Annotated in this window: 18 protein-coding genes and 1 pseudogene; 7 read left to right on the top strand and 12 right to left on the bottom strand. The window is 71.0% G+C overall.

Annotated elements, in window-relative coordinates; all coding sequences use genetic code 11:
• The 4 genes and pseudogenes from AB0O15_RS07145 to AB0O15_RS07130 all read right to left on the bottom strand — a co-directional run.
• The gene (locus tag AB0O15_RS07145; protein WP_364315169.1) at positions 1 to 864 is read right to left on the bottom strand and encodes a trypsin-like peptidase domain-containing protein; all 864 of its coding nucleotides are present in this window, start codon (positions 862 to 864) and stop codon (positions 1 to 3) included.
• Positions 865 to 874: 10 nt separating this feature from the next.
• A complete protein-coding gene (locus tag AB0O15_RS07140; protein ID WP_364315167.1) occupies positions 875 to 1825 on the bottom strand; it encodes a VWA domain-containing protein in 951 nt (316 codons plus the stop codon).
• Complete coding sequence (locus AB0O15_RS07135) at positions 1822 to 2799, bottom strand: DUF58 domain-containing protein (protein WP_364315164.1); 978 nt, start codon at positions 2797 to 2799, stop codon at positions 1822 to 1824. The genes AB0O15_RS07140 and AB0O15_RS07135 overlap by 4 nt, the downstream gene beginning before the upstream one ends.
• Positions 2796 to 3773 (bottom strand): annotated as a pseudogene (locus AB0O15_RS07130) (MoxR family ATPase); the annotation flags it as partial. The pseudogene AB0O15_RS07130 and the gene AB0O15_RS07135, both read right to left, overlap by 4 nt.
• 210 nt (positions 3774 to 3983) lie before the next feature.
• Between AB0O15_RS07130 and AB0O15_RS07125 the strand changes: the two are divergent.
• The 5 genes from AB0O15_RS07125 to AB0O15_RS07105 all read left to right on the top strand — a co-directional run bounded on the left by AB0O15_RS07125 (position 3984) and on the right by AB0O15_RS07105 (position 11329).
• Positions 3984 to 5291: a pitrilysin family protein gene (locus AB0O15_RS07125; RefSeq protein ID WP_364315161.1), complete on the top strand. Its 1308-nt coding sequence runs from the start codon at positions 3984 to 3986 to the stop codon at positions 5289 to 5291.
• Entirely contained in the window at positions 5288 to 6634 is a 1347-nt protein-coding gene (locus AB0O15_RS07120; RefSeq protein WP_364315158.1) for a pitrilysin family protein, read from the top strand. The genes AB0O15_RS07125 and AB0O15_RS07120 overlap by 4 nt, the downstream gene beginning before the upstream one ends.
• A 106-nt stretch (positions 6635 to 6740) precedes the next feature.
• Positions 6741 to 8696 carry a family 43 glycosylhydrolase gene (locus AB0O15_RS07115; protein WP_364315155.1) on the top strand — a complete coding sequence of 652 codons (1956 nt, stop codon included), beginning with the start codon at positions 6741 to 6743 and terminating at the stop codon, positions 8694 to 8696.
• Positions 8697 to 8792: 96 nt separating this feature from the next.
• A complete protein-coding gene (locus AB0O15_RS07110; RefSeq protein ID WP_364315152.1) occupies positions 8793 to 10265 on the top strand; it encodes a hypothetical protein in 1473 nt (490 codons plus the stop codon).
• Between the two features lie 59 nt (positions 10266 to 10324).
• Positions 10325 to 11329 carry an endonuclease/exonuclease/phosphatase family protein gene (locus tag AB0O15_RS07105; protein WP_364315149.1) on the top strand — a complete coding sequence of 335 codons (1005 nt, stop codon included), beginning with the start codon at positions 10325 to 10327 and terminating at the stop codon, positions 11327 to 11329.
• Here AB0O15_RS07105 and cimA read toward each other — a convergent pair.
• On the bottom strand, positions 11299 to 12909 hold the full coding sequence (gene cimA, locus AB0O15_RS07100; protein ID WP_364315147.1) for a citramalate synthase: 1611 nt from the start codon (positions 12907 to 12909) through the stop codon (positions 11299 to 11301). The genes AB0O15_RS07105 and cimA overlap by 31 nt on opposite strands.
• Before the next feature lie 198 nt (positions 12910 to 13107).
• On the opposite strand from cimA, the gene AB0O15_RS07095 reads away from it, so the two are divergent.
• A complete protein-coding gene (locus AB0O15_RS07095) occupies positions 13108 to 13860 on the top strand; it encodes a tyrosine-protein phosphatase (protein ID WP_364315145.1) in 753 nt (250 codons plus the stop codon).
• On the opposite strand, the gene AB0O15_RS07090 is transcribed toward AB0O15_RS07095, so the two are convergent.
• Together AB0O15_RS07090 and AB0O15_RS07085 are read right to left on the bottom strand one after the other, a co-directional pair.
• Positions 13857 to 14957, bottom strand: coding sequence for a branched-chain amino acid aminotransferase (locus tag AB0O15_RS07090; RefSeq protein WP_364315142.1), 1101 nt, complete (start codon positions 14955 to 14957; stop codon positions 13857 to 13859). The genes AB0O15_RS07095 and AB0O15_RS07090 overlap by 4 nt on opposite strands.
• Positions 14958 to 15067: 110 nt before the next feature.
• On the bottom strand, positions 15068 to 16099 hold the full coding sequence (locus tag AB0O15_RS07085; RefSeq protein ID WP_364315139.1) for a 3-isopropylmalate dehydrogenase: 1032 nt from the start codon (positions 16097 to 16099) through the stop codon (positions 15068 to 15070).
• 353 nt (positions 16100 to 16452) lie between these two features.
• Here AB0O15_RS07085 and AB0O15_RS07080 point away from each other — a divergent pair, with 353 nt between their 5' ends.
• Entirely contained in the window at positions 16453 to 16815 is a 363-nt protein-coding gene (locus tag AB0O15_RS07080) for a hypothetical protein (RefSeq protein ID WP_364315137.1), read from the top strand.
• Between the two features lie 49 nt (positions 16816 to 16864).
• Here the strand turns inward: AB0O15_RS07080 and serA are convergent, their stop codons facing one another.
• The 5 genes from serA to AB0O15_RS07055 all read right to left on the bottom strand — a co-directional run bounded on the left by serA (position 16865) and on the right by AB0O15_RS07055 (position 23393).
• Positions 16865 to 18466 (bottom strand): phosphoglycerate dehydrogenase, encoded by a 1602-nt coding sequence (gene serA, locus AB0O15_RS07075; protein WP_364315134.1) that lies wholly within the window; start codon positions 18464 to 18466, stop codon positions 16865 to 16867.
• A gap of 113 nt (positions 18467 to 18579) precedes the next feature.
• A complete protein-coding gene (gene mpgS / locus AB0O15_RS07070) occupies positions 18580 to 19833 on the bottom strand; it encodes a mannosyl-3-phosphoglycerate synthase (protein WP_364315131.1) in 1254 nt (417 codons plus the stop codon).
• Positions 19834 to 20013: 180 nt separating this feature from the next.
• Positions 20014 to 21027 carry a ketol-acid reductoisomerase gene (gene ilvC, locus AB0O15_RS07065; protein WP_364315128.1) on the bottom strand — a complete coding sequence of 338 codons (1014 nt, stop codon included), beginning with the start codon at positions 21025 to 21027 and terminating at the stop codon, positions 20014 to 20016.
• Positions 21028 to 21042: 15 nt separating this feature from the next.
• On the bottom strand, positions 21043 to 21558 hold the full coding sequence (ilvN, locus tag AB0O15_RS07060) for an acetolactate synthase small subunit (RefSeq protein WP_364315126.1): 516 nt from the start codon (positions 21556 to 21558) through the stop codon (positions 21043 to 21045).
• Entirely contained in the window at positions 21558 to 23393 is a 1836-nt protein-coding gene (locus tag AB0O15_RS07055) for an acetolactate synthase large subunit (protein WP_364315124.1), read from the bottom strand. Before AB0O15_RS07055 ends, ilvN begins: the two co-directional genes overlap by 1 nt.
• Between the last annotated feature and the right edge of the window lie 80 nt (positions 23394 to 23473).

Raw genomic sequence — 23473 nt, 5'->3', positions numbered from 1 at the left:
CTATCCCCGCCCGATCAGGGAAGCCGCCACTTCACGGGCCTCGTCGATGGGCACGGCGAACCCGATGCCGATGTTCCCGCCGCCCTCCAGCGTCGCGATGGCCGTGTTCACCCCGACCACCTCGCCGCGGACGTTGACCAGCGGCCCGCCCGAATTGCCGGGGTTGATGGCGGCGTCGGTCTGCACCGCGGTCCGCCGGGCGTTGCCGCCGAGGCGTACCTCACGGTCGAGCGCGCTGACGATCCCGGCGGTGACCGAGCCGGACAGGCCGAGCGGCGAGCCGACGGCGAGCACCGGTTCGCCGACCCGGGTGCTGCCGGACGCGGCCAGGTCGAGCGCCCGCATCGCGGCCGTCGGCTCGACCCGGAGCACCGCGATGTCGCTGTTCGGGTCGGTGCCGATCACCTCGGCGGTGAGCCGGCGCCCGTCCGAGCCGACCACGGTGACCGTGCCGTTGCGCCCGGCCGCCGCGACGACGTGGTTGTTGGTGACGATGTGGCCGTTGCCGTCGAGGACGAAGCCGGATCCCGAGCCGCCTCCGGCGGAGGTGCGGATCTGCACGGAGACCACGCCGGGGAGGGCTCGGGCCGCGGCCGCGACAAGATCGGCGGGTACGCCCGGAGCCGGCGGCGCCGCGGCTTCGGCGGCCGGTGAGTCCGCCGGCCCGGTGGCGGCCTCCCCGGCGTAGAAGCCGGCGACGCCGCCGGAGCTCGCGGCGACCGCGATCACCACGACACCGGCCGCCGCGATCAACGGCCAGCGGCGCGTGGGGGCCGCGTGGAGCGGCGACGACGCCGAGTGTGGCGAGGACAGAATCGGTGAGACGAACTGGGGACCGCGTGGTTCTCCACCCAGACCTGACATGAGATGCCCCTCAGGGAATTCGTGCGAACCAGAACATGGAGGCGATCGCGGCGAGCACGGCCAGTGCCAGCCCGATCCCGATGAAGCGCGCGGACACGTCCTGCCGCTCGGTCTCGTAGCCGACCGAGGATTCGATGTCCGCGTACGCGGCCCGCAACTCGTCGGCGCTGGCCGCCTCGAAGTACTGACCACCGGTGGCCTGGGCCACGGCCTGCAACGTCTCGCCGTCGACCGGCACCGGCTGCGAGCCCTGGATGGTTCCGGCCGGCGTCCCGAAGGAGATCGCGTCGACCGGTACGCCCAGCTCACTCGCGAGCTGCGCGGCCTGGTCCGGGTCCTGACCGGAGGTGTTGGCGCCGTCCGAGAGCACCACCACCCGGGCCGGTGGCGTGTCCTCGGAGGCCGAGGCGTCCATGGTCCGGATCTGGTCCAGCGACGTCGCGATCGCGTCGCCGATGGCCGTACCCGCGCGTCCCGCCGCGCCCTCCGACAGCCGGTCGATCCCCGCGGTCACCGCCGCGCGATCGGTCACCGGCGGCACGAACACCGAGGCGCTGCCGGCGAATCCGACCAGCCCGACATTGAATTCCGACGGCAGGTTGGTCACGAACTCGTTGGCCGCGGCCTTCGCGGCGGAGAGGCGGTCGGGCGCCACGTCGTCGGCCAGCATCGACCGGGACACGTCCACCGCGACCAGCACGGTGGCCCGTTCGCGGGGCACCTGGACCTCCGCGGTGGGCCGGGCGAAGCCGACCACGAGCAGGCCGAGCATGGCCAGGAAGAGGCCGGCCGGGACGTGCCGGCGCCAGGCGGGCCGCTTCGGGGCGACCCGGTCGAGCAACTTGAGGTTGGTGAAGCGGACGGCGTAGCGGCTGCGCCGGCGCTGCATCACGAGGTACGCGACGGCGAGCGCGGCGACCGCGGCCAGCAGCCACAGACGCTGCGGCGACTCCCAGGTCATGCCGATCCTCCCGAGACGGCGGGCCGGCGGGCCGCACGGGTCAGCCGGCGTTGGGCGTGGACGTGGCGGACGATGTCGGCGACCCAGTCGCCGTCCGTCCGAAGGGGAAGGTGGGTGGCGCCGGCCCGGCGGATCGCGGCGGTGATCGTGTCCTGCTGCTGCCGGGCCGCGGCGGCGTACCGCTCACGCAGCCGGCGCCCGGCGGTCGACACCTCGCGCCGCCGGCCGGTCTCCGGGTCGACCAGGGTGAGGATGCCGACGTCCGGCAGTTCGCGTTCCCGCGGATCGGTGACCTGCACGGCGAGCACCTGGTGGCGGGCGGTGAGCCGGCGCAGGGGCCGCTCCCACCGCGGCGCCGCGTCGCCCAGGCCGTCCTGGTCGAGCCCGTCGAGGAAGTCGCTGACCACCACGACCAGCCCCCGGCGGCGGACCGCGCGATGCAGCCCCTCGACCGCGTCGGCCAGCCCGGTGGGGTCGAGCTCCGGCGCCCCGCGCGGAATGGCCAGCAGAGTCCGCAAGATCCCGAGCAGATGGGTACGCCCGGTACGCGCCGGATAGCGCCGTACCCCGAACGGGCCGAGCACGTGCGCACCCAGCCGGTTGCCGAGTCCCGAGGTGAGGAAGCCGACCGCGGCGACCGACGCGGTCGCCAGCTCGCGCTTCTCCAGGGCCGCGGTGCCGAAGTCCATGCTGGGCGAGGCGTCGACCAGCACCCAGGTGGCCAGTTCGCGATCGGCCTCGACCGTGCGGACGTGCGGGACCGTGGTGCGCGCGGTGACCGCCCAGTCCATCCGGCGCACCTCGTCCTCGCCGGGCCGGTACTCCCGGCTGGCGGCCGGTTCGCTGCCCAGGCCGGGCAGCAGGCCGAGGTGCCGGCCGTGCAGCAGCCCGTCGAGGCGCCGGGTGACCGCGAGTTCGAGGCGGCGCAGCCGGCGCTCGGGGGCGAGATCGTTGAGCGAGGCGCCCTCGTTCACGCCGCCACCCCCAGGCCCGGGCCGTGCTGCTCCTGCTGCGGCGCGATGGTCGGCAGCGGGACGACCTCGAGGATCCGGCGGACCAGCGACTCGGCCGCGATCCCGTCGGCGACCGCGTCGAAGGACAGCACCAGCCGATGTGCCAGCACGTCGACCGCGATGTCCTGGATGTCGTTGGGCAGCACGTAGTCCCGGCCGCGGAGCAGGGCCAGCGCGCGGCCGCCGGCGACCAGGCCGAGGGTCGCTCGCGGGCTGGCTCCGTACGCCAGCTGGTCCTTGATCTCGGACAGGCCGAAGCGGGCCGGGTCGCGGGTGGCGAGGACGAGCCGCACCACGTATTCGGCCAGCGCGTGGTGCACGAAGACCGCCTGCGCCCGCGCCTGGAGGCCGAGCAGCCGGTCGGGGTCGAGGACCGGATGCGCCACCGGGCGGCCCTGGCCCATCCGGTAGAGGATGCCCAGCTCGTCCTGGTCGGTCGGGTAGTCCACCACGACCCGCATCAGGAACCGGTCCCGCTGCGCCTCGGGCAGCTGGTAGACGCCCTCGCTCTCGATCGGGTTCTGGGTGGCCAGCACCAGGAACGGCCGCGGCGTCGGGTGCGTCCGGCCGCCGATCGACACGTGACCCTCGGCCATCACCTCGAGCAGCGCCGACTGCACCTTGGCCGGCGCCCGGTTGATCTCGTCAGCCAGGACCAGGTTGGCCATCACCGGGCCGAGCTCCACGTCGAACGACTCCTTGGAGGCCCGGTAGATCCGGGTGCCCAGGATGTCCGAGGGCACCAGGTCGGGGGTGAACTGGATGCGGTGGAAGGAGCCGCCCACGGCCACCGCCAGGGTTTCCGCGGCCAGCGTCTTGGCCACGCCGGGCACGCCTTCCAGCAGGCAGTGGCCGCCCGCGAGCAGCGCTGTCATGAGCCGCTCGACCAGCCGGTCCTGCCCGACGATCACCTTCTTGACCTCGAACAGGGTCTGTTCGAGGAGCCGGAAATCGGCGGTGGAGTCCATCTGGGTAATCCCCTCGGTTGAGCCGGAAAGTGGCGGCGGGCGCCCGGGCCTTGGGGGATGTGCACGCCGAGCGCCCGCCTGGATCACCAGGACACCAAAGAGCACCGAAAACGCGACGAAGGCCAACCGAAAGGCGGACGAAGGACGGCCCGGCGCCACCCAGGGAATACTGGTCCGGTGACGTCGCAATCCAAGCCGGCGGAGACCGGCTATCCGTGGCCTATCGCATCCACCCGCCTCGACAACGGCCTGCGGGTCGTGGTCAGTGAGGACCGCAGCAATCCGGTGGTGTGCGTCAACATCTGGTACGACGTCGGCTCACGGCACGAGCCCGCGGGACAGACCGGTTTCGCCCACCTCTTCGAGCACCTGATGTTCGAGGGGTCGGTGCATGTGCCCAAGAACGAGCACATGCGCTCGGTGCAGGGCAACGGCGGCTCGCTGAACGCGACCACCAACCCCGACCGGACCAACTACTTCGAGACGATGCCGTCCGAGCACCTCGAGCTGGCCCTGTGGCTGGAGGCCGATCGGATGGGCGGCCTGGTGCCGGCCCTCACCCAGGAGACGCTGGACAACCAGCGCGAGGTGGTGAAGAACGAGAGGCGTCAGCGGTACGAGAACGTGCCGTACGGCGACGCCTGGTTGCGCCTGCTGCCGTTGCTCTACCCGCCCGGCCACCCGTACCACCACTCGACCATCGGGTCGATGGAAGATCTGAACGCGGCCTCGCTGGAGACGTTCCAGGCGTTCCACCAGAGCTACTACGCGCCCAACAACGCGGTGCTGACGGTGGCCGGCGACGCCTCACCGGACGAGGTGTTCGCGTACGCCAGGAAGTACTTCGGCGCGCTGGAACCGGTGAGCGACATCCCGCCGGCGCCACACGGTCACCTGACCGGCCCGGCCGCCGAGCCGGCCCGCGAGACGGTGACCGCCGACGTCCCGGCTCCGCGGATCTACCTGTCCCACCGCACGCACCCGTTCGGCACCGGCTCGTACGACGCGATCACGGTGCTCGCCACCGTCCTCGGCAGCGGCCGGGGCAGCCGGCTCTACCAGCGGCTGGCCGACGGCAAGCGGATCGCCCAGCCGGACTACGTCGGCGCGTACGGCGTCGACCTGGCCCACGCGCCGGCCCCGCTGATCATCACGGCGACCGCCAAGGACGGCGTGGACGCGACGACCCTCGAGGAGGGCATGACCGAGGTGCTCGACGGTCTCGCCGCCGAGCCGGTCACCGAGGACGAGCTGGAGCGGGCCAAGGCGCTGCTGACCACCTCGTGGTGGCGGCAGATGTCCACAGTCGGCGGTCGTGCCGACACCCTGGGCCGGTACGCGACCCAGTTCGGCGACGCGGGCGCGGCGGCCTACCGGCTGCCCGGCTGGCAGAACGTGACCAGCGACGACATCAACGACGTCCTGCCCACGCTGCACCCCTCGTCCCGGGTCACCCTCACCTACCTGCCAGGAGACCAGTCGTGACTCTCGTCGCCACCCGACCCGATCCGGGCGCCGCCCGCCCGTACTCGTTCCCGGACGTGGTCCGCACCCCCGTCGCCGGCGGCCTGGTGGTCGCCGCGCATCTGCCCGGCCAGCGCCTCGCGTACGCGGCCCTGCTGCTCGACGGCGGCGCCGTTCACGAGACCGCCGGTCGCGAGGGCACCGCCACCATCCTGGCCAAGTGCCTGGAGGAGGGCACCGCCCAGCGTGACTCGGCCGGCTTCGCGCTGGCCCTGGAGCGGCTGGGCGCCGAGTTGTCCACCGCCGTCGACTGGGACTCGTTCCGGGCCGGCGTCTCCGTGCCGGCGGCCCTGCTGCCCGGCGCGGTCGCGCTGCTCGCCGAGGCGGTGCGCACGCCGCGGCTCGACCCGGCCGACGTGTCCCGGGTCCGCGACGACGAGGTGACCGCGTTGCGCATGGACTGGGCCCAGCCCGGTCCGCGCGCCGACGCCGCCCTGCGCGCCGAGCTGTTCGGCGCCGCCGAGCGGTACGGCCGCCCACCGCACGGCGACCCGGCCTCGGTGGCCGCGGTGACCGTGGACGACGTGCTGGCCTACCACGCCGCGCGGCTGCGTCGTCCCGGCGTCCTGCTGGTGGCCGGCGACCTCGACCAGCTCGACCTGAAGGCCCTGGGCGAGACGGCGTTCGCCGGCACCTCGGGCGAGGCCGAGCCGGCGTCGTCCCCGCTGGAGGTGCCGATCGCCGCCGAACGCAAGATCATCCTGGTCGACCGCCCCGGCTCGGTGCAGTCGACGCTGCGCCTGGGCCACCGGGCGCCGCACCGCGCCCACCCCGACTACGTGCCGATCACGCTGGCCGCGACCGTGCTCGGCGGCGCCTTCACGTCCCGGCTCAACCACCTGATCCGCGAGGTCAAGGGCTACTCGTACGGCATCCGCGGCGACTTCGCGATGACCCGCCGGTTCGGTCGGTTCGGGGTGTCCTCGGCGGTGCAGACCGCGGTGACCGCCCCCGCGTTGGTGGACACGGTCGGCGAGATCACCCGGACCAAGGACGAGGGCGTGACCGCGGACGAGCTGGCGGTGTCCCGCGCGTGGCGGGCCGGCCAGCTCTCGGTGGAGATGCAGACGCCCGGCTCGATCCTGGGCGCCCTGGCCACCCTGGTGATCCACGACCTGCCGGACGACTACCACGCGACACTGCGTCGGCAGTACCTGGAGACGACCCTCGAAGAGGTCTCCGCGGCGGCCGCGGCCCACCTGCACCCGGCCGGCCTGACCCTGGTGGTCGAGGGCGACGGCGCCGTCATCCGCGAGGACCTCGTGGCCACCGGCCTCGGCGAGGTCACCGACGCGGCGGTCTGATCAGTGGCGGGAGGGTGCTCATCGGGCACCCTCCCGCTATCGCATTGGCGATTTTCGATCTAAGGTGAGAGACGTCCACTGTGTAACGTTTCAAGTGGGGGTCCTGATGCGCCGGATTCTGGTTGTTCTGCTGATGCTCGCCGCCGCCGTCGGGGCCGTTCCGGCGCCCGCCCGGGCCGCGCACGCCACGACCGTGACGAACTTCGACAGCGCCGGGAATCAGGTGGTGCGGTTCGACACGCAGGGCAACGCGGTGGACGCGCACGACGGGCAGATCGCGCTCTTCGGCGGTGTCTACTACCTGTACGGCACCGCGTACGACTGCGGCTACCAGTGGAACGCCGACGGCTCCCCGTTCTGCGGCTTCAAGGTCTACTCGTCCCCCGATCTCGTGCGCTGGACCGATCGCGGCTACCTGTTCGACCCGACGTCAAGCACCTGGCAGACGCGGTGCAACGGAACGACCTACGGCTGCTACCGCCCGCACGTCGTCTACAACGCCGCCACCCAGCGGTACGTGTTGTGGATCAACGTGTACGACAACCGGGTCGGGTTCCGGGTCTTCACCGCGACGGCGCCGACCGGGCCGTTCGTGGAGACCGCCGAGCCGACGCTGGCGGTCAACAGCGACGCTCCCCCGGCCGGTTTGAACAACGGCGACCACACCGTGTTCGTGGACGACGACGGCGCCGCCTACGTCGCGTACACCGACTGGCGCAGCGGCGGCGACATCGTCGTCGAGCGGCTCGACGGCGGCTATCTGACCGGCACCGGCGCCCACACCCGCCTCGGCCAGCCGGCGACCGAGGCGCCGGCTCTGTTCCGCCGCGGCGGGACGTACTACCTGACCTACTCGGATCCCAACCGCGGCTACGCCACCACCGGCACGTCCTACAAGAGCGCCGCCTCGCCCCTGGGCCCGTGGTCGGCCGGCACCAACCTGACGACCACCTCCTGCGGCGGCCAGCCGGCGTTCGTGGCGCCGATCCCGACCGCGTCCGGTACGGCGTACCTCTATGGCAGTGACCTGTGGAACAACGGCGCCCCGAACGAGGCGCTGGCCAACTATTTCTGGGCGCCGCTGTCGTTCGACGCCGCCGGGGCGATCCGGCCGATCACCTGCCCGGCGACGATCACGCTCGATCTGCCGACCCGCTCGACCGGCGCCGCGCAAACCTCACCCGACCAGGACCAGTCGGGCGGCCTGGCCGGGTATCGCCCGTGGTGCGACATCGGCCGGAACATCGCCCGGGTGCAGACCTTTGTGCCGTCCCGCAGCGGCACGCTGACCTCGGCGACGTACACCACCTTCCAGAACGGCTCGCCCGACGCCGGCCTGGAGATGCAGATCGTGACCGCCGACGAGTCGTTCCGGCCGACCGGGTCGCCGCTGTTCCGTACGGTCGTGCCGCCGCACTCGGTGGGCTGGTCGCCGCGGGCGGTGACGATCCGGCCGGACCTCGCGGTGACCGCCGGCGTCCGCTACGGCATCGTGGTCCGGTCGGCCACGACGACCGGCTGCTACGGCTTGGTGCACAACGACGCCGCGCCCTATCCCGGCGGCGGCGAGGCCTACAGCAGCGACTCCGGAGTCACGTTCCGCCCGGAGGCCGGCCGGACCACCAAGTTCGAGACCACGATCAGCGCGCGTACGCCGCTCCCGACGACCGCCCTGCCTGCGGGCTGGACGGTCTGCGCCGGCGAGCACGGCGTCTGTTCCGTCGCGCGTACCGGCATGATCGCCTACGGCGCCCCCGGCGGGTACGTCTACCGGTCCGTCCGGGCCGGATCGGTGCAGCCGTGCACCATTGCGGGGTTCGGCGGCGATCCGCTCTTCGGGACGGTGAAGTCGTGTTCGGTCGCCCCGGCCGGCGGCCCCCAGGGCTACTCGCAGTGCGCGACCCTGGGCGGTGTCTGCGTGGTGACCGGCACCAGAACCGTCGCGTACGGGATCAACGGCGCCTACCGCTACCGCGAGGTGACCGGCTCGGCGCCCTGCACGAACGCCAGGTTCGGCAACCCTATCCGCCTGGTCGAGAAGCGCTGTTACGTTTCACCCTGACGCGGGCTGAGCTGCGGGCATTGCCAATCCGTGACAGAGGGGTTTCAATATGTGCCGCCCCCAGAGAGCGCTCTCACACAGGTTGGTGACCCCCATATGCCAGCGACCTTCTCGGTCACGTCCGTACCGGTCTCCCGGCGACGCCTGCTGGCGCTGCCGGCCGCGGCCGCCGCCGCCACGGTGGCCGCCGGCGCGTTGCCCGCCGATCCCGCCTCGGCCAGCTCGGACCGGCCCCGGCACCTGGTCGACCCCTCGTTGTCCGGCCCGGTGGCCCGCGCCTACCGCTACCTCGACGTGGTGCAGGACGCCTACGCCAAGGGCGCCGAGCCGCGGCTGCTCCAGTCGTACAACAACGAGAGCGGGCTGATGACCGCGGCCTTCGTCTACGACAACGCCCTGGCCACGCTCGCCTACCTGGCCAACCCGAGCGTGGCCAACGTGCGGCGGGCACGGCTGATCGGCGACGCGTTCCTCTGGGCCCAGGCCAACGACGAGGCGTTCACCGACGGGCGGGTGCGGCAGGCGTACGCGGCCGGGCCGATGCAGTTCTACGGCGGCGGCGCCTACTTCCCGGGCCTCAAGCGGGAGGACGGCAAGGCGGCGTTCCTGTGGCCGTACGGCTTCGGTGGCTCGTCGGTCGGCGACATGGCCTGGACCGGGCTGGCCCTGGCCCAGCTCTACGTGGACACGCGGATCAAGAAGTACCTCGACGGCGCGGTCGCGCTGGGCTTGTGGATCACCGAGCGGGAGTCCGGGTACGTCAACGGCGGCTTCCACGGTGGCGTCCAGGCCGACGGCGTCACCCCGCAGGCCTGGTGCTCGACCGAGCACAACATCGACGCGCACGCGCTGTTCACGCTGCTGGCCAAGCTGACCCGGGACCGCCGCTGGATCCATCGCGCGACCGTGGCGGCGGGCTTCGTCCGGAACATGTGGAACCCGGCCGAGCGCTTCCTCTGGACCGGCACGCTGGGCGGCAACCCGGGCGAGGACCCCAACATCATCAACACCGGCAACATCCCGGAGGACGTGCAGACCTGGGCCGTGCTCGGGATGGGCGACAAGCGTTACGACGCCACGCTGGACTGGGTCACCGGCAACCTGTGGAACACCGACGGCGGCGGTCAGACCCAACTGCCGGCCGGGGTACGGATCTCCGGCGTCACGTTCTCGTCGCAGGCCAAGGCCCTCACCGGCCCGGTCCCCGGCAGCGACCTGCCCAACCACCGCAGCGCGGTCTGGCTCGAGGGCAACGGGCACACGGCGCTGGCCCTGCTCACCCGCAAGGGCACCGGCGACCGTGGCACCGCCAAGCGGCTGCTCGCCGAGACCGTGGTGGCGCAGCGCAAGGTGGGCGCCGGGCAGACCGTCGGCCGGACCACGGATCCGCAGGACGGCAAGCTCTCCGAGGGCAACTGGGCCGGCACCGCCCTTCCCGACAAGTCGGGCATCGTGGCGGCCAGCAGCGCGTTCGACACCGGCTTCGCCTTCGGCTACTTCCAGCGGCAGCATGTCGGGGCCACGTCGTGGTTCCTGATGGCCGCGCAGAACTTCAACCCCTACACGTGATCTTCACAAAGCTGAGGAGAGTTACCAGGTCGTAGCGGTCGCCGGATACCGTCGGCGGCATGACGATCACCAGCTCGCGGCCGCCCGCGACCGCCGGCCGGCACGGCAAGCGGGTCGGCGTGACCGTGCTGGTGTGGCTGGTCCTGCTGCCGATCGCGGTCTGGGCGGTGCTGCGGTTCGGCGGCTGGGAGAGCGGCGCGCTGGTCCAGTTGTTCGCCTTCACGCCGTACGCGGCGGCCTGGTCGTTGATCCCGGCCCTGATCGCGCTGCTCACCCGTCGCTGGCTGGGCGCGGCCGTCGCCGTGGTGGCGGCCGCGCTGCTGGCCGTCTCGATCCTGCCCCGGGTGATGGCCGATCGCGACACCGGCCCGGCCACCGGGGTCGTGCTGCACATCATGAGCAGCAACGTCGAGCTGGGCGGGGCCGACGCCGACGCGCTGGTCGCACTGGTCCGTGAGCAGGACGTGGCGGTGCTGGCCATGCAGGAGTTCACCCCCGGCATCCAGGCCCGGCTCGAGGCGGCCGGCCTGAAGACGCTGCTGCCGTATTCGTCGGTGGCGGCGCAGTGGGGCGCCTCCGGCTCGGCGGTCTACTCGCGCTTCCCGATCACGTCACCCGGGGCGCGGCGCAACGGCGGCGGCTTCATGCAGGCGTACGCCACGATCACACCGTCCGGCGCCGGTCCGATCGTGGTCGAGTCGGCCCATCCGCTCGCCCCGTCCTCGGTCGAGGCGCTCGGCTCGTGGAGCGCCGACCTGGCCGCCCAGCCGAAGAGCGACCCGGACGGCCCGCCGCGCGTTCTGCTCGGCGACTTCAACGCCACCCTCGACCACCACACGCTGCGCGAGCTGATCGCCCGGGGCGACTACCGGGACGCGGCCGCCGCCACGGGCGAGGGGCTGGTCGGCACCTGGGGGCCGTACGGCGGGGCGCCGCTGCCGCCGGTGACCATCGACCACGTGCTGGTGGACAAACGGATCGGGGTACGCGACGTGCGGGTGCACGGCGTACCCCGGACCGACCACCGTTCGGTCTACGCCTCGCTGACCGTGCCCGCCGCCTGAGGCGTCGAGCGCTGCGCCAGGCCGAAGGTGAGCGCGTCGACCAGCGCGTGCCACGACGCCTCGACGACGTTCTCGTGCACGCCGACCGTGGTCCAGTCACGCTGCCCGTCGGTGGTCTCGACCAGCACCCGGGTGATCGCGGCGGATCCGTGCGAACCCTCCAGGATGCGCACCTTGTAGTCGGCCAGCTCGAACGACTTGAGTTCCTCGTAGTGCCCGGTGAGCGCCTTGCGCAGGGCCTCGTCCAGGGCGTTGACCGGGCCGTTCCCCTCGGCGGTGGTGATCATCCGCTCGCCGCGCACCTTGACCTTGACGGTGGCCTCGGAGACCACCGTGCCGTCCTCCCGGTGTTCGGTCTGCACCCGGTACGACTCCAGCGAGAACGGCCGGCTGAAGCCCTCGCCGGGTAGCGCCTCGCGGACCAGCAGCTCGAAGCTCGCGTCGGCGGCCTCGAACGACCATCCGCCGGCCTCCAGGTCCTTGACCTTGGTGGTCACGGCCGACAGGGTGTCCGGGTGGCCGGCCAGGTCCAGACCGAGCTCACGGCTCTTGAGCTCGATGCTGGCCCGGCCGGCCATCTCCGTCACCAGGATCCGCATGTCGTTGCCCACCACCGACGGGTCGACGTGGTTGTAGAGCAGCGGATCCACTTTGATCGCGCTCGCGTGCAGCCCCGCCTTGTGAGCGAATGCCGCGGCCCCGACGTAGGCCTGGTGGGTGTCGGGGGCGATGTTGGCGATCTCGGCGAGCGCGGAGGAGACCCGCGTCGCCTTCTCCAGGCACCCGTCCGGTAGGACGGTCAGCCCGAGCTTGAGTTGCAGATTCGCCACGACGGCGAAGAGGTCGGCGTTGCCGGGGCGCTCCCCGTATCCGTTGGCGGTGCACTGGAAGTGCTTGACCCCGGCCTCGACCGCGGCGATCGTGTTGGCCACCGCGCACGAGGTGTCGTTCTGGCAGTGGATGCCGAGTTGCTCCGGCGAGACGCCGGTGCGCTCGACGACCTCGTTGATGGCCTTGGTGATCATCGACGGGAGCATGCCGCCGTTGGTGTCGCACATGATGACCCGCTCGGCGCCGGCGTCGATCGCGGCACGGACCACCGAGGCGGTGTACGCCGGATCGTGCCGGAAGCCGTCGAAGAAGTGCTCGCAGTCGACGAACGCGCGGCGGCCGTTGGCGACCAGGTGCCGCACGGTGTCCTGGACCATCGCCAGGTTCTCCTCGCCGGTGGTGCGCAGGGCCCGCTCGACGTGCCGGATGTCCGACTTGGCGACCACGCAGACGACCGGCGTCTCGGCGTCCAGCAGGGCCTTGACCTGCTTGTCGGCGGCGACGTCGACGCCGGCCTTGCGGGTCGCGCCGAACGCCACCAGCACCGCGTGCTTGAGGTCGAGCTCGGTCTTGGCCCGCTCGAAGAACTCGGTGTCCTTGGGCATCGCGCCCGGCCAGCCACCCTCGATGAACCCGACGCCGAACTCGTCCAGCAGCTTCGCGACCGCGAGCTTGTCGACGACCGAGTAGCTGATGCCCTCGCGTTGCCCGCCATCGCGGAGCGTCGTGTCGAAGACCTGGTAGTCCATGGCGTGGTTCCTTTCGAGGAATTTGGTGGCCCAACAAAAAGACCCCCCGCGGATGCGGGAGGTCTGCGCGTCGGCGAGAGAAGTCAGCCGGCGCGCTGGGTGCCAATAATGAGCACGAGGTGGGTCACGCGATGAAGTGTGCCACCGTTCCCGCCCAGGGGAAGCAAAGTTCCACCTTTCGGGACTAGGTTCGAACCCGTGGCTGACCTCCCGTACCCCCGGAATGTGTCCTTCACCTCGACCTACAACTTCCGTGACGTCGGCGGTTATGCCGGGCTGGACGGGCGGACCGTGCGCTGGCGGCGGCTGTTCCGGGCGGACGCGCTGCACCGGCTGATCGACGGGCCCGACTGGGAGACCTACGCGGCCCTGGGCGTGCGCACGGTGATCGACCTGCGGCGCGAGTTCGAGGTGGAGAAGATCGGGCGGATCCGGGACTACGAGGGCCTGGTCTACCGCCATCTGCCGCTGCGGCACGTCGACTGGGACGAGGTGCCCCACCCCGATGGCACCGATCACGAGCGCTGGCTGGCCGACCGCTACCTGAACTTCATCGAGGACGGCACCGAGGCGCTGCGCGAGGCGTTGAGCGCCATCGCCGACCCGGACGCGGCCCCGGTCGTCGTGCACTGCATGGCCGGCAAGGACCGCACCGGCGTCACCCTGGCGCTGGCCCTCGCCCTGCTGGGCGTCGCCGACGACGACATCGCCGCGGACTACGCGCTGACCACCGCCTCGATGCGGAGCCTGACCGAGTACCTGCTCAAGGTCAACCCGGAGGCGGTCGAGGGCAACGAGCACATGTTCGACTCACCCGAGCGGGCGATGACGCTCTTCCTGAACGGCCTGCGCGACCGGCACGGCTCGGTCGAGGCCTATGCCAAAGAGATCGGCCTGACCGGCGAGCAGGTGGCCACGATGCGCGGCCACCTGCTCGAACCGGCCGGCTAGAAGACGCGCTGGACCCAGCCGAAGGTGTCCTCGGCCCGGCCGCGCTGGATGTCGACGAGCTCCTGGCGCAGGCCCATGGTGACTTCGCCCGCCCCGCCGTCGGCCACGGTGAACTCGCCGTCGGCCGACCGCACCATGCCCAGCGGGGTGATCACCGCGGCGGTGCCACAGGCGAATGCCTCGCGGACCCGGCCCGACCGGGCGCCGTCGCGCCACTCGTCCATGCTGATCGGCCGCTCCTCGACCGCCCGGCCGGCCCGCTGGGCCAGCTTCAGGATCGAGTCGCGGGTGATGCCGGGCAGGATCGTCCCGGTCAGCGGCGGGGTGACCAGGGTGCCGTCGTCCAGCACGAGCACGACGTTCATGCCGCCCAGCTCGTCGACGTACTTCTGTTCCACCGCGTCGAGGTAGACCACCTGCTCGCAGCCGTGCTCGGCCGCCTCGGCCTGAGCCGCCAGCCCGGCCGCGTAGTTGCCGCCGCACTTGGCCGCGCCGGTGCCGCCGGGCGCGGCCCGGGTGTAGTCGGGCGTGACCCACACCGTCACCGGCTTGACCCCGCCGGAGAAGTACGCGCCCACCGGCGAGGCGATCACCAGGTGGAGGTATTCGGTCGCCGGCCGCACGCCGAGGAACGCCTCGGTGGCGAAGGCGAACGGACGCAGGTAGAGGCTGCCCTCGGGGTCCTGCGGGATCCACTGCCGGTCGATCGAGACGATCTGCCGCAACGACTCCAGGAAGATCGCCTCGGGCAGCGCCGGCATCGCCATCCGCTTGGCCGAGTCGACGAACCGGGCGGCGTTGGCATCCGGCCGGAACAGCGCCACCCCGCCGTCGGCCAGCTTGTACGCCTTCAGGCCCTCGAAGATCTCCTGGGCGTAGTGCAGCACCGCGGTGGCCGGGTCCATCGGGATCGGCGCGCGCGCCTCGACCCGCGGCTCGTACCAGCCCTTGCCCTCGGCATAGCGGATGGTGACCATGTGGTCCGTGAAGATCCGGCCGAAACCCGGATTGGCCAGTAACGCCGCCCGCTCCGGGTCGCTCACCGGCGCGCTGTTTCGGCGGACATCGAAATCGAGGTTGCTGTCACCACCACTCATGGCACGTGACCTGCTTTCTAGGAAGATTTTGTGTGCACGAAGATACCCGAACGGTCGTTAAAACAGATCGTCCGCGGCAAGAAGTAGTGCGAAGGGGAAAGGGGACGGGCTCAGGCCGCGGTAGCGACCCGGTCACCCACCTCGGCGGTACGCGTCGGCGCGCCCGGCGTGCGGGACGCGACCTCGGCCGCGACCGCCCCGGTTACTCGGCGCGCGGCGTCGTCGTGCCCGAGGTGCTCGAGCAGCAGGGCCGCGGAGAGGATGGCGGCCGCCGGGTCGGCGATGCCCTGGCCGGCGATGTCCGGCGCGGAGCCGTGCACCGGCTCGAAGGTGGACGGGTAGGCCCGCTCCGGGTTCACGGAGCCGCTGGCCGCCATGCCGATGCCGCCGGTCACCGCGGCGGCGATGTCGGTGAGGATGTCACCGAAGAGGTTGTCGGTCACCACCACGTCGTAACGCTGCGGGTTGCTCACCATGAACATGGAGGCGGCGTCGATGTGCTGGTATTCCGTGGTCACCTCAGGGAATTCCTGGGCGACCGACTGGAAGGTGCGTGACCACAGGCTGCCCGCCTTGGTCAGCACGTTCGTCTTGTGGACGAGCGTGAGGTGGCGGCGCTCGCGGCGCTGGGCCCGCGAGAAGGCGTCGCGGACGACCCGCTCGACGCCGTGCCGGGTGTTCAGGCTCTCCTCGGTGGCGATCTCGGCCGGGGTGTCCTTGTGGAGCACGCCGCCGGCGCCGACGTAGAGGCCCTCGGTGCCCTCGCGCACCACGACCATGTCGATCTCGCCCGGCTTGACCCCGGCCAGCGGGCTGGTGGTGCCCGGCCAGAGCTTGCTGGGGCGCAGGTTCACGTACTGGTCGAAGTCGAACCGCAGCTTGAGCAGCAGACCGCGCTCGAGGACGCCGGGCGGGACGCTGGGGTCGCCGATCGCGCCGAGCAGGATGGCGTCGTGGCCGGAGAGCTCGTCTTCGACCGTCTGCGGGAGGACCTCGCCGGTGCGGTTGTAGAAACGGGCGCCCAGGTCGTAGTCGGACCACTCGACGCCGGGAATCACGGCGTCGACCACCTTGCGGGCCTGCGCGGTCACCTCGGTTCCGATGCCGTCCCCGGCCACCACCGCGATCCGCGCCACGCTCACGTCTGCTCCCTACAAGTCCGCTCCGACGTCGTGAAGACTAGCGGGGTGTCCCGGTCTCCGGTCGCATGGTCCCACTGAATGGACGTTCAGGTGGCAACCCGTGCGCCAAGAACACAACCCCCGTCGATCGCGGCAATCGATCGCGGGGGTTGTGACGACGAAAACGCGTGGCTCGCGCCCGCCGGGGGTGCTAGCCGCACGAAAGCAGCGAGAACGTCACCCGAAGACGCGCCCGGCACCGTGGTACGGCGGTACCAACGCTAGCTATGCGGACTAATAACGCGCAAGACGCATCCACCGCGTGTCGGCGCAAGGATCAACGGATGCGGCAGACGGTATGGCACCATGCGCCGGTGAGTTTCGACCTCGTGGTGTGGGCCATGGACAAGACGGATATGCCGGACGCGGTGCGGGCGGCCAACGCCCGATGCGCGCGCGGTGATCATCCGCAGCGCCCCGCCGACCCGCGCGTCGTCGCCTTCTATGACGCCCTGACCTCGGAATATCCCGATCGGGGACCGCAGTCTCAGACGTCCGGCAGCCCGTGGGCGAGCGCGCCGCTGCACGCCGCGGCCGACCACATCAAGATGCGGCTGGACGAGAACTGCGCCGACGCGGTGCTGGAGCGCATCGAGAAACTGGCCGGCGAACTGAACCTCGACCTGCTCGACCTCCAGGACGGCACGGTCTATCCCCCGCCCGTGAAGACCCGCTGATGCCTATCTGCGCTCAGAGCTGCTCTGAGCGCATATAGGCACCGCTGCTCTATTCGCCTCTGAGGTCGACGGCGCTGGCGTGGGACGCGCCGATCGCGGCCGCCGCGGCGGAGAGGATCTCGGCGTCCATGGAGGAGTCGACGGTCAGCGTCATCAGCGCCTCGCCGCCTGCCGAGCGCCGGGCCACCTGCATCGCCGCGATGTTGACGCCGTGCTCGCCCAGCAACGTCCCGATCGCGCCGACCACGCCCGGGCGGTCGGCGTACCGGAAGAACAGCAGGACCCCGTCGGCGCCGAGCTCGACATCGAAGCCGTCCACCGCCGTGATCCGGCGGATCTCCCGGCTGCCCGCCATGGTCACCGTGCCGGTCACGCCGACCCGTCGGCCGTCCGGCAGCGCGCCGTGGACGCTGACCTCGTTGTCGTGCTCGATCGCCTCTTCCGCGGTGGTCAGCTCGACCTCGACCCCCCGGTCGGCGGCCAGTTGGAGCGCGTTGACGTAGGTGACACGCTCCTCCACCACCGAGGCGAAGATGCCCTTGGCGGCGGCCAGCCGGAGCACCGACACGTCGTGCGAGGTGATCTCGCCGCGTACCTCGACCGTGACGCCGGCCGCGACCCCACCGGCGACCGCGGTGAACACCCGGCCCAGCTTCTCGGCCAGCGCCAGCAGCGGCCGCACGTCCTCGTCGACCACGCCGGCCGCGCGCACGTTCACCGCGTCCGGCACGAACTCGCCCTGCAGCGCCAGGGCCACGCTGCGCGCCACCGACAGCCCGGCCTTGTCCTGCGCCTCCACGGTGGACGCGCCCAGGTGGGGCGTGGCCACCACGTTGTCGAACGCGAACAGCGGCGACGAGGTGGTCGGCTCCTTCTGGTACACGTCCACGCCGGCGCCCGCCACCCGGCCCTCGGCCAGCGCGTCGGCCAGCGCCTGCTCGTCGATCAGGCCGCCCCGGGCGGCGTTGATGATGCGTACGCCCGGCTTCACCGTGGCCAGCTCCCGCTCGCCGATCAGGCCGACCGTCTCGGGCGTCCGTGGCAGGTGAACCGAGATGAAATCGCTCTCCCGGAGCAGCTCGTCCAGCCCGACCAGCCGGACGCCGAGCTGGGCCGCGCGGGCCGGCTGCACGTACGGGTCGTAGGCGATCAGCCGGGTGCCGAAGGCGGCCATCCGCTGCGCGAACAGCACCCCGATCCGGCCCAGCCCGACCACGCCGACGGTCTTGCCCTGCACCTCGACGCCGGTGTACTTGGCCCGCTTCCACTCGCCGGCCTTGAGCGCGGCGCTGGCGCTCGCGGTGTGCCGGGCGACCGACAGCAGCAGCGCGACCGCCTGTTCGGCGGCCGAGACGATGTTCGAGGTGGGCGCGTTCACCACCATGACCCCGTGGGCGGTGGCCGCCGGGACGTCCACATTGTCGAGCCCGACCCCGGCCCGGGCCACGACCTTGAGACCAGGCGCGGCGGCGAGCGCCTCGGCGTCGATCTGAGTGGCGCTGCGGACGATCACCGCGTCCGCCTCGGCCAGCGCGGCCAGCAGGGCCGGCCGGTCGGTGCCCTCCACGTGACGTACATCGAAGCCTTGGGCCAGCACGTCGAGGGCGGCCGGGGCCAGCTCCTCGGCGATCAGTACGACCGGAGTAGTCAACGCGTCTCCATCCGTAATCGCCACCATTGCCGGATGGTACGCATGACGACGGTCACATCGATGAATCGGAGTGACCGCCGTCACATGTCAGAAACGTCGTGGCAACCTTGGATTCAGACCGGGATGCGTTCCCGCAGGATCGGCGGCGACGCCGGGAACCCGGCCGACGCCAGCCCGTCCAGCTGCCGGAACGACTGCGCCTCGGCGTCCAGCGCGTCGTAGAGCAGGTCGAGCGCGAGCGTGTCGACCGGCGGATAGGTGCGCTCGCGCGGCGGCTCCTGCCCGACCTCGAGCGCGCCCTGGGCCACCATGAAGTCGAGAATGGCCTGACGCACCGCGGGCGGGGTGATCTGCGAGTGGTAGAGCACGTTCAACGCCTGCATCCGCATGACCTGGACGTGTTCCTCGCCCTTGTTGTCGTGGAAGTGCGGGTTGCGCGTCTCGATCTGCACCACCGGGACGGAACTGGCCATCACCTCGGGGTGTGCGCTCTCGAGAAGGCCGCCGAACTGCTCGAACAGGTCGACGTACTCGTTCGGCTCGACCGCGAAACCACCGGCCAGCCGCAGCTTGAGGCCCAGCTCGAGGCTCATCGCGTGTTCGCCCGCGTTGCCGGTGGCGATCACCTCGGTGCCGAAGTTGGAGAACTCGGCCAGGAACCGGTTGAGCCACTCGTTGGTGACCTCCGAGCTACGGCCGCGGCGGTTGAAGAAGAGCCGGCCGTCGCGCAGCTTGGGCTTCGAGTGCCACGAGATGCGGACCATCGAGTACGGCGAGCCGGCCAGGTGCAGGCCCGCCGCGTACGCCTTGCAGTACTCATGGACCGAGCCGGGCACGTAGTTGTCGGCGTCGACATAGCCGATGTACTTGCGTCCGCTCATCGCCGCCAGGGCCATGCCGACCAGCATCGCCTCGCCCTTGCCGGCCCGGACCAGACCGGTGTCGTCGATCAGCTCGTCCATGCCGGCCGCCTTGAACGCGGCGGCCACGCCCGGATCGCGCTGATGCACGGTGATCGCCGACCGGCCGGCCAGCCGGCAGAACTGCTCGACCGTCTGCGCCTCGATCTCGTAGCGGTCGACCGGGCCGCGATCGCTGTTCGAGACGAGCACGATCAGGCAGTCGTGCGGGATCCCGGAGAGCACCCCCTCGATGACGCTCCGAGTCTCGTTCATGCAGGGCACGACGATCACCAATTGGGTCTCGACGGCCCGGAGAGCATCCGGTCCGACGACGCGAGAACCCGCCGAGATGCCAGGCCGACCGGCATCGGCCAGGGCGCCCGAGTCGAGCTCGATCACCCGTTGCAGCTCATGAATCCGGACCGCGCCGAAGCGCTCACTCCGGAAAGAATCAGCCAGTCGCATGTTGGCGAGGCTAACCGACGAAACCCACTCCGAAGCGCCTGTTCAGTCCACAATTTGGCAACAGCGCTGAACAGGTAAGCAGGACGTAACGCCCACGTTTCAGGTAATCGTCCGGTGACGCAAAGCGCCCGGTCGAACCGGTTCTCAGACCGTCGGCCGGGCGCTTTGTCGCGACTGGGTTCAGGCGGTTTCGCTGATCGGACGGTCGACCCACGACATCATGTCGCGGAGCTTCTTCCCGGTCACCTCGATCGGGTGCTCGGCGCCTTCCTTGCGGAACTGCTGCAGACGCGTGCCACCGGCCTCGTCGTCGGCGATCAGCGCCTTGGTGAACTCACCGGACTGGATCTCGGCGAGGATCTTCTTCATCTCCTGCTTGACGCCGGCGTTGATCACCCGCGGGCCGCTGACGTAGTCACCGAACTCGGCGGTGTCCGAGATGCTGTAGCGCATCCGGGAGATGCCGCCCTCGTACATCAGGTCGACGATCAGCTTGAGCTCGTGCAGGCACTCGAAGTACGCGATCTCCGGGGCGTAACCGGCCTCGGTCAGCACCTCGAAACCGGTCTGCACCAGCGCGGTCGTGCCACCGCAGAGCACCGCCTGCTCGCCGAACAGGTCGGTCTCCGTCTCCTCCTTGAAGGTGGTACGGATCACGCCGGCCCGGGCGCCGCCGATCGCCTTGGCGTACGACAGCGCGAGCGCGAGGCCCTCACCGGTCGGGTCCTGCTCGACCGCGACCAGGCACGGGACGCCCTTGCCGTCCACGTACTGCCGGCGCACCAGGTGACCCGGGCCCTTGGGGGCGACCATGGCCACGGTCACGTCGGCCGGGGGCTTGATCAGCTCGAACCGGATGTTCAGGCCGTGCCCGAAGAACAGCGCCTTGCCGGCCGACAGGTTCGGCGCGATCGACTCGGCGTAGATCTTGCGCTGCGCGGTGTCCGGCGCGAGCACCATGATCACGTCGGCCCACGCCGACGCCTCGGCCGGCGTCTTCACGGTCAGGCCCTGCTCCTCGGCCTTGGCCCGGCTCTTCGAGCCCTCCTTGAGGCCGACCACGACGTCGACACCCGAGTCGCGCAGCGACAGCGAGTGCGCGTGGCCCTGGCTGCCGTACCCGATCACCGCGACCTTGCGGCCCTGGATGATCGACAGGTCGGCGTCGTCGTCGTAGAAAACTTCCGCGGTCATGCTTTTCCTTCTGGACTAGGCGGCGCGAAGCGCCGGGCCGGTGGTGATGGAGCGGGAGCCTCGGCCGATCGCGACCAGGCCGGACTGGACCATCTCCTTGATGCCGTACGGCTCGAGGTCGCGCAGCAACGCGTCAAGCTTGTCGGGGTTCCCGGTGGCCTCGATCGTGAGGGTGTCCGGAGCGACGTCGATCACTTTCGCGCGGAAGAGCTCGACGGTCTCCAGCACCTGGGCCCGTTGCACGCGATCGGCGCGCACCTTGACCAGCAGGAGCTCACGCTGGACCGACTGATGCGGGTCCAGCTCCACGATCTTCAGGACGTTCACCAGCTTGTTGAGCTGCTTGGTCACCTGCTCCAGCGGTGAGGAGTCGGCGTTGACCACGATCGTGATGCGGCTGACGTCCGGGTTCTCCGTCTCGCCGACCGCCAGGGAGTCGATGTTGAAGCTGCGCCGCGAGAACAGGCCGCTGACCCGGGCCAGCACACCAGGTTTGTTCTCGACGAGCACCGACAGCGTGTGCTTGGTCATCAGAGGTCGTCCTCCTCGAACGCCGGGCGCACGTCCCGGGCGAACATGATCTCGTCGTTGCTGGTGCCGGCGGCAACCATCGGCCACACCATCGCGTCCTTGCCGACCGTGAAGTCGATGACCACCGGGGCGTCGTTGATCTCCATCGCCGCCTTGATGGTCTTGTCCACGTCGTCCTTGGACTCGCAGCGCAGCCCGATGCAGCCCAGCGCCTCGGCCAGCTTCACGAAGTCGGGGATGCGGTGCTTGTGGGTGCCCAGCTCGGTGTTGGAGTAGCGGCCCTCGTAGAACAGGGTCTGCCACTGCCGGACCATGCCCAGGTTGCCGTTGTTGATGATGGCGACCTTGACCGGGATGCCCTCCAGCGCGCAGGTGGCGAGCTCCTGGTTGGTCATCTGGAAGCAGCCGTCGCCGTCGATCGCCCAGACCTCGGTGTCGGGCCGGCCGACCTTGGCGCCCATCGCCGCGGGCACGGCGTAGCCCATGGTTCCGGCGCCGCCGGAGTTGAGCCAGGTGCCCGGCTTCTCGAACGAGATGAACTGCGACGCCCACATCTGGTGCTGCCCGACGCCCGAGGTGTAGATCGCGTCCGGGCCGACCAGCTTGCCGATCCGGTCGATCACGTACTGCGGGGAGAGCGTGCCGTCGGTCGGCTCCTCGTACCCCAGGGGGTAGCGCTCCTGCAGGTCGTGCAGCGTCTTCCACCAGGTCGGGTAGGAGCCCGAGCCGCCGGCGCTGCCGGTGACCGCGGCGATCAGCTCGTCGATCACGTGCCGGGCGTCGCCCACGATCGGGACGTCGGCGTGCCGGTTCTTGCCGATCTCGGCCGGGTCGATGTCGGCGTGCACCACCTTGGCGTCCGGCGCGAACGAGTCGAGCTTGCCGGTCACCCGGTCGTCGAAGCGGGCGCCCAGCACGACCAGCAGGTCGGACTTCTGCAGGGCGTACACCGCCGGAACCGTGCCGTGCATGCCGGGCATGCCCAGGTGTTGCGGGTGCGAGTCGGGGAACGAGCCCAGCGCCATCAGCGTGGTCACCACCGGCATGCCGGTCAGCTCGGCCAGCTTGCGCAGCCCCTCGGTGGCGCCGGCCTTGATCACGCCGCCGCCGACGTACAACACCGGCCGCTTGGCCCCGGCGATCAGCCGGGCCGCCTCGCGGATCTGCTTGCCGTGCGGGTGCAGCGTCGGCCGGTAACCGGGCAGGTCGAGCGTGGGCGGCCAGGAGAACGTGGTCGGCGCCTGCTGCACGTCCTTGGGGATGTCGACCAGGACCGGGCCGGGCCGGCCGGTGGCCGCCAGGTGGAACGCCTCGGCGATGATCCGCGGGATCTCGTCCGGCGACTGGATCAGGAAGTTGTGCTTGGTGATCGGCAGGGTGATGCCCTGGATGTCGGCCTCCTGGAAGGCGTCCGTGCCGATCGCCGGGCGGGAGACCTGGCCGGTGATCGCGACGATCGGGACCGAGTCCATGTACGCGTCGGCGATCGGCGTCACCAGGTTGGTCGCGCCCGGGCCGGAGGTGGCGATGCAGACGCCGACCCGGCCGGTGGCCTGCGCGTACCCGGTGGCCGCGTGCCCCGCGCCCTGCTCGTGCCGGACCAGGATGTGCCGGACCTTCGAGTCGAAGAGCGGGTCGTACGCGGGAAGGATCGTGCCGCCCGGGATGCCGAAGGCCACCTCGACGCCGAGGGCCTCCAGCGACCGGACGAGCGAGCCGGCGCCGGTGGTCGCAACCGGGCCGGTCGCTACCCCGCTGTGACTCGCCGCGGCGGCGGCCACGGTCGCGGGGCTGGGTCGGTGGGCCATGGTCTCGGGAGTGGGTGGTCTCGTCATCGCACAGGCCTTCGATTCGACGTAGGTGATCTAGTTCCGAGCAACAAAAAAGGCCCTGTGCAGGAACTGCACGGGACCTA

Origin of the sequence: Actinoplanes sp. NPDC089786, assembly GCF_040684855.1 — a bacterium.
Taxonomy (GTDB): Bacteria; Actinomycetota; Actinomycetes; order Mycobacteriales; family Micromonosporaceae; genus Actinoplanes.
The sequence above is the reverse complement of the archived record's forward strand: the minus strand, read 5'-3'. Positions and strand labels throughout refer to the sequence as shown.

Excerpts from the sequence above, each read along its gene's own strand:
- AB0O15_RS07105 (WP_364315149.1), top strand. The coding sequence starts at position 10,325 with ATGACGATCACCAGCTCGCGGCCGCCCGCGACCGCCGGCCGGCACGGC.
- AB0O15_RS07110 (WP_364315152.1), top strand. The coding sequence starts at position 8,793 with ATGCCAGCGACCTTCTCGGTCACGTCCGTACCGGTCTCCCGGCGACGC.
- AB0O15_RS07090 (WP_364315142.1), bottom strand. The coding sequence starts at position 14,957 with ATGAGTGGTGGTGACAGCAACCTCGATTTCGATGTCCGCCGAAACAGC.
- AB0O15_RS07055 (WP_364315124.1), bottom strand. The coding sequence starts at position 23,393 with ATGACGAGACCACCCACTCCCGAGACCATGGCCCACCGACCCAGCCCC.
- ilvN (WP_364315126.1), bottom strand. The coding sequence starts at position 21,558 with ATGACCAAGCACACGCTGTCGGTGCTCGTCGAGAACAAACCTGGTGTG.
- AB0O15_RS07145 (WP_364315169.1), bottom strand. The coding sequence starts at position 864 with ATGTCAGGTCTGGGTGGAGAACCACGCGGTCCCCAGTTCGTCTCACCG.
- AB0O15_RS07115 (WP_364315155.1), top strand. The coding sequence starts at position 6,741 with ATGCGCCGGATTCTGGTTGTTCTGCTGATGCTCGCCGCCGCCGTCGGG.
- cimA (WP_364315147.1), bottom strand. The coding sequence starts at position 12,909 with ATGGACTACCAGGTCTTCGACACGACGCTCCGCGATGGCGGGCAACGC.
- ilvC (WP_364315128.1), bottom strand. The coding sequence starts at position 21,027 with ATGACCGCGGAAGTTTTCTACGACGACGACGCCGACCTGTCGATCATC.
- mpgS (WP_364315131.1), bottom strand. The coding sequence starts at position 19,833 with ATGCGACTGGCTGATTCTTTCCGGAGTGAGCGCTTCGGCGCGGTCCGG.
- AB0O15_RS07140 (WP_364315167.1), bottom strand. The coding sequence starts at position 1,825 with ATGACCTGGGAGTCGCCGCAGCGTCTGTGGCTGCTGGCCGCGGTCGCC.